The 5,181-nt window shown below is 71.7% G+C and carries 5 protein-coding genes; 2 read left to right on the top strand and 3 right to left on the bottom strand.

Translation table 11 applies throughout. From position 1 onward, the window contains the following. On the bottom strand, positions 1 to 1,619 hold a 1,619-nt coding region (locus tag WA805_RS30805), incomplete at its 3' end, for a hypothetical protein (protein ID WP_425244084.1). Between the two features lie 120 nt (positions 1,620 to 1,739). Here WA805_RS30805 and WA805_RS30810 point away from each other — a divergent pair. Further along, a complete protein-coding gene (locus WA805_RS30810) occupies positions 1,740 to 2,330 on the top strand; it encodes an HD domain-containing protein (protein WP_425244086.1) in 591 nt (196 codons plus the stop codon). On the opposite strand, the gene WA805_RS30815 is transcribed toward WA805_RS30810, so the two are convergent. Beyond that, positions 2,251 to 3,525: a glycosyltransferase 87 family protein gene (locus WA805_RS30815; RefSeq protein WP_422286080.1), complete on the bottom strand. Its 1,275-nt coding sequence runs from the start codon at positions 3,523 to 3,525 to the stop codon at positions 2,251 to 2,253. The two genes, WA805_RS30810 and WA805_RS30815, sit on opposite strands and share 80 nt — an antisense overlap. 60 nt (positions 3,526 to 3,585) lie before the next feature. On the opposite strand from WA805_RS30815, the gene WA805_RS30820 reads away from it, so the two are divergent. Beyond that, positions 3,586 to 4,341, top strand: coding sequence for an SDR family NAD(P)-dependent oxidoreductase (locus WA805_RS30820; protein ID WP_422273964.1), 756 nt, complete (start codon positions 3,586 to 3,588; stop codon positions 4,339 to 4,341). On the opposite strand, the gene WA805_RS30825 is transcribed toward WA805_RS30820, so the two are convergent. After that, positions 4,312 to 5,181: DUF5941 domain-containing protein (locus tag WA805_RS30825; protein WP_425244087.1), on the bottom strand; the 870-nt coding region annotated here is incomplete at its 5' end. The genes WA805_RS30820 and WA805_RS30825 overlap by 30 nt on opposite strands.

The following is a 5,181-nucleotide window of genomic DNA, read 5'->3' on the forward strand; positions in this document are numbered from 1 at the left end:
GCGCTCGCCCACCGCCACCCGAGCGCCGCGGCGCCCGCGACGGCGAGCAGCACCGCGGGAATTCCCAGGTACCAGAACACCCAGTCCAGGCTCGACTCGTAGTACTGCCGCCGCCCGTCCACCGGCAGGTGCGCGAGCCGCTGCAGATCGGCGACGTAGCTGATCACGGCAGGATCGGTCTGTCCGCGCGTGACCTGGACGTAGGGCCGGATAGCGAACCCGGCCACGACCAGCACCGGCAGCACGACGGCCGCCCACTTCACGACAGAGCCGAGTGACGGCAGCCGGCCCCACGGCCGCGCCACGAACACGCGCCGCACCCACCGTCGCACGCCGGGAAACGCCAGCGGCGCCACCAGCGCGGTCACCAGCCCGAACACGCCCGCGGACAGCCCGAAGAGATGCAGTTCCGCCGAGATGGACGAGAGGTACGGCCTGGCCAGCACCAGACCCGCGTACAGACTGCACGCCACGCCGGCGAACAGGCCAATGCCGAACGGTCCCGCCTGCGGCCGCCGCAGCACGAACATCAGCGCCAGCGCCGGGAACGCGGGCAGCAGGATGCTCAGCGAGCCGATACTGACCAGGACGGTCAGCCCAAGCGCAACGCCACCAAGCCCGGCCAGGAGCATCGCGGGCGCCATGCCGCGCCCACGCCCGCCGAAGCCTGGACCGCCGGCGAACGAGTCGGCCAGCAGGCACAGCCCGCCGAACAGCAGCACCTGGACCAGCGGCTCGGCGAACGGCGCCCGCGACACGTACTGCTCGGGCAGCAGCACCGCGAGCACGAGCGCGCCCGCGGGCGCCCAGCGTGCCCCGACAAGCCGTCCCACCAGGCCCGCGAAGGACAGTACCGCGCAGCCTCCGATCACCGGGGCCATCAGCAGCGCCCCCGGCAGCCCCGCGAGCCACATGCCGCCCGCGAGCACCAGCGGCAGCCCCGGCATGAACGCGGGCGTGATCGTCCCGTTGGCCGTGAAGAACCCCGTCGACCCGAAGTTGAGCCCGGGAACCGCCCCGAACGCCGCCGCCGACGCCGGTATCCGCGCCGACCCGTGCACCGCGATCCAGTACCCGTACTGCAGGTAGACGCCGGGATCGCTGACCACGATGACCTGCCCGGAATGGTAGACGGCCTGCCACACCGCGAAGCCTGTCGCGATGGCGACCGTGGCGATCACCGCGACCGCGGGCACGTCAGACCGACGCCGCACCGCCCCGTCCGCCGCCCCAGGGGATCCCTGCGCAACTGCCGGTTCTCTCCACCGCACCGGTGCCTGGCGCATCGCGAAATAGCACAGCGCCAGCGCCAGCGGCACGAAGATGATCAGCATCGGCAGGGGGAGCAGCCGCCCGGCGAGCAGCGTCCCGATCCCCGGCACCAGCCACGCGACCGCGAGCAGCGCGGGGAACTGGGTGACCGCCGCGAACACCCATCCCGGCAGCCACCACACGCGCTGCGACCGGCGCCGCACGGTGGCGGCAGCCGACACCAACGGCGCCGCGAAAATAGCGGGCGCGGACAGCACCCTGGTGGCCGTCTGTGCGCCGGTGACGGCCTCGTCACCACTCTCTTCAGAATTTTCCTGAACGGTCCCGGCTGGCTCTTCACTCGTCACCCCAGCACCAGGCACCCGGGGACCACGCAGTCGAAGACGCATCTCACCAACTGTAGACCGCCAGCCACAGAAGCGGACGTTCCGCCTCGCGGGCTAGCGGCGCCAGCGCACACTGACGAGGTGGAGCTCTTCACGACCTGGCACACCTGGCCGCGGACGGAACCCGAGTTGCGCCGCCTGCTGCCCGCGGGCACCTGCGACGCGGTGGCGAAGGCCGTGGAGTTCGCGATCCGCTATCACGGCGATCAGCGGCGCCCGACGGGTGCGCCGTACCTGGAGCACCTCCTCGAGACGCTCGAAGTCCTGGTGCGCGGCGCCGGTGTCACCGACCCGGGCGTGCTGTGCGCCGCCGTCCTGCACGATGTGGTGGAGGACACTCCGTGCACGGTGGACGACGTGCGGCTGGCGTTCGGCGACCGGGTGGCGGACATAGTGCGCTGGGTGACGAAACCGGAGCCGGCGGACGGCGCCGACCGCAAGGCAGCCAAAGAGTCCTACCTGGAGAGCCTCAGGCACGCCCCGGACGACGCGGTCCTCGTGAAGCTTGCGGACCGGGCGAGCAACGTGCAGACGCTGCGCAACCTGGGCCAGGCCAGGCAGCGCGAGTACTACGCGCAGACGGTGCGCTACATCATCCCGCTGGCCGAGCCGCGGGACTGGTGGGCAGGCTGGTATTCGATCTGGCGGGCCGAGCATCAGGACCTGGCGTGACCGGTATCTCCTGCTGTTGACGGCCGGCCACGACGACCGCCAGCCAGATCGTCAGCGTCGCCGGGTAGATGAAGTAGCCGAACCGTGTCGAGGGAGCGAGCACGAACATGACGGTCATCGCCGCGGCGAGCAGCGCGACTGCCCGCGGCACGGACCGCGGCGGCCTGACGATCAGCGATGCGGCGAATGCGAGGCCAGCCAGCGCCAGCGCCGCGACGACAACCGCGTGCCCGAAGGCACCGGTGTCCGCGATGACATGGCCTGGCAGCGGGCTCGACGCCTGCGAGGTGACGCTGGCCAGCCCGAGCGGGAACTTGATCGTGTTGTCCACCAGCGACCTGGGGTGCGCGAGGAACGGGCCGATGCAGACGAGCATCACGGCCAGTACCGTGAGGATGAACGCGCGGACCGCCCGCTTACCGTCACGGACCGCCAGCAGCGCGACCGCCACCGCCACCGCGGGCCACGCGGTCGCCTTCATCGCGGCGGCGACGCCGAGTGCGAGCCCCGCGAGCACGGGACGGCACGCCTGGCCCTGGGCGCCCCAGAGCAGGGCGAAACCGAGGCAGAGGAAGGCGACCATCGGGACGTCGGTCCCGCCGACGGCCAGCTCGAAGGCGATGACCGGGCTCGCCGCGATCAGGATCGCCCACCGGCCCGGGTGCCGCGCGCCGCCGTCGCGCAGCGCCAGCCAGAACACGAGGATGAAGACCAGGCCGAACCAGACCCGCGGGTCGGTGAGCGCGCCGCCGCCGATGACCGCCCTCGGCAGTCCGAACAGTGTCATGACCGGCAGGTACGGGTTGTAGGCGTTCGGGTTATGAGTGGTCGCAAGCGACGCGGCGCCCGCGTAAGGACTGCCCTGGTGGATCAGCGTCCACGCGGACCGCGCCACGACCGCGACCTCGGGCTGCTCGAGCGCCTTGGCCGCCATCCAGCCGAGCGGCAGCACCAGGGCGCCGCAGAACGACAGGCCAAGGGCCAGGTCGACGCCGCGCTTGCGCCAGCCGAGCACGGCCGCCACGGCGAGCCCGTACCCGCAGGCCGCCATCGCGCCCCATAGCTGATGCACCTGGTCAGAGCTGAAGATGGCGACAAGCGAAGCGAAGATCGCGGAAACGGCGAACAGCCCGGCGAGCCAGCGGCGCGGTATGGCGGCCGGTGACTGCCATCCAGGACCGAGGCGAACCCCCATAATGAGCTGATCCTACCTGTTCAAGCGCCGCCGACCGCGGTCCTCTGCCAGCATTGTGCCATGGGGAGACTCGACGGCAAGGCAGCCATCATCACCGGCGGCGAGGGCAGCATCGGAATGGCGACCGCGCGCGCGTTCGTCGCGGAAGGCGCCAGCGTCTTCCTGGCCGGGATCGCCGAACCTGAGCTGAAGTCAGGCGCGGCGGAGCTTGGCGGCAATGCCGCCTGGGCGGTGACCGACGCCACCGACTCCGGGCAGGTAAAGGCCGCGGTGGACGCGGCGCTCGACCGGTTCGGGCGGCTCGACGTCGTGATCGCCAACGCCGGGATCAGCGGCGCGATCGCGCCCATCGCCGAATACCCCGAGGACGCGTTCGACCAGACGCTCGCGGTGCACGTGCGCGGCGCGTTCCTGCTGTGCAAGCACGCCGTCCCGCACCTGGCCACCGGGGCAAGCGTGATCATCACCTCGAGCGTGGTCGGCCTCATGGGCGCCCCGCACATCGCCGGCTACTCCACCGCGAAGCACGCCCAGGTCGGGCTGATGCGCACCCTCGCCGCCGAGCTCGCGCCCCGCGGCATCCGGGTCAACACGATTCACCCGGGTCCGGTGGACAACGAGTTCCAGCACCGCATCGAGGTCGCGGCCACAGGCGACGACAGGGACAAGGCGACCACGATCTTCAATCAGATGATCCCCCTGGCCAGGCACGCGGCCCCGACGGAGATCGCGCGGGCCATGCTGTACCTGGCCAGCGACGACAGCTCGTTCATGACCGGCGCGACGCTAGCCGTCGACGGCGGCATGTCCAGCTGACCAGCCGGCCAGCCAGTCCCTGCCCATCAGGCCCACCAGGTACAGCGCGAGCAGCGGGTAGATCACCGACGCGATCCCCGCCACCGCGGCGAGGCCGCACACGATCATGCGCCCGTCCCAGCCGAAGCCGGCCCGGTCGGAGTAGGACAGCTGGCCTTCCTCCCTGACGAACGGGCCATCCTGGCTGGGCACCAGCTCATTGCGCGCCCGGTACGCCAGGTCGAGATGGTACAGCGCGATGGCAGCGAGCAGGGCGAACGTGGCCGTGGGCGGCACATGCTTGGCGAACCCGAGCGCCGCGAGGAACCAGTACTCGCCGGCCTGCAGCAGCGGCGGCACCATCCAGTCCCGCGGGCCGTAGTGCGCGTGCCACGTCGCGAGCGACGCGAGCAGCATCGCCTCGACCGGGGTGAGCACGAGAATGCCCGGCAGGCTCTGCAGGCCGAGCGCGGCGAGCATGCCGGTCACGAGCAGCCCGACGATCACCGCCGGCAGCGGCGGCAGCCGCCCGTCCACGAACCGGCCGATCCAGACCGCTGCCGGCCCGTCGCCCCGGTACCCGAGAACGCGCGGCCGCGCTTCGCGCGGCGTGCCCATGAAAATGGCGAGCAGCCCGAGTACTCCGACCGCGAACAGCAGCAGGAACGTCAGCCGGGCGCCGCCGATCAGCAGCAGGCCGCCGGCCAGCAGCAGCCGCCCGCCGCCGGGAGTCCCGGCGAACTCCCCGAACCCGCCGGGCCGCATCACCTGGCCCGGCGTGCTCCGGCAGAGGGCGGCCATCTGACACAGCGCCAGCACGATCATGGCCGCCACCGCGAGCCGCCACACGCCCTCCCAGCC

Source organism: Trebonia sp. (assembly GCF_049794275.1).
Taxonomy (GTDB): Bacteria; Actinomycetota; Actinomycetes; order Streptosporangiales; family Streptosporangiaceae; genus Trebonia.

Excerpts from the sequence above, each read along its gene's own strand:
- WA805_RS30815 (WP_422286080.1), bottom strand. The coding sequence starts at position 3,525 with ATGGGGGTTCGCCTCGGTCCTGGATGGCAGTCACCGGCCGCCATACCG.
- WA805_RS30820 (WP_422273964.1), top strand. The coding sequence starts at position 3,586 with ATGGGGAGACTCGACGGCAAGGCAGCCATCATCACCGGCGGCGAGGGC.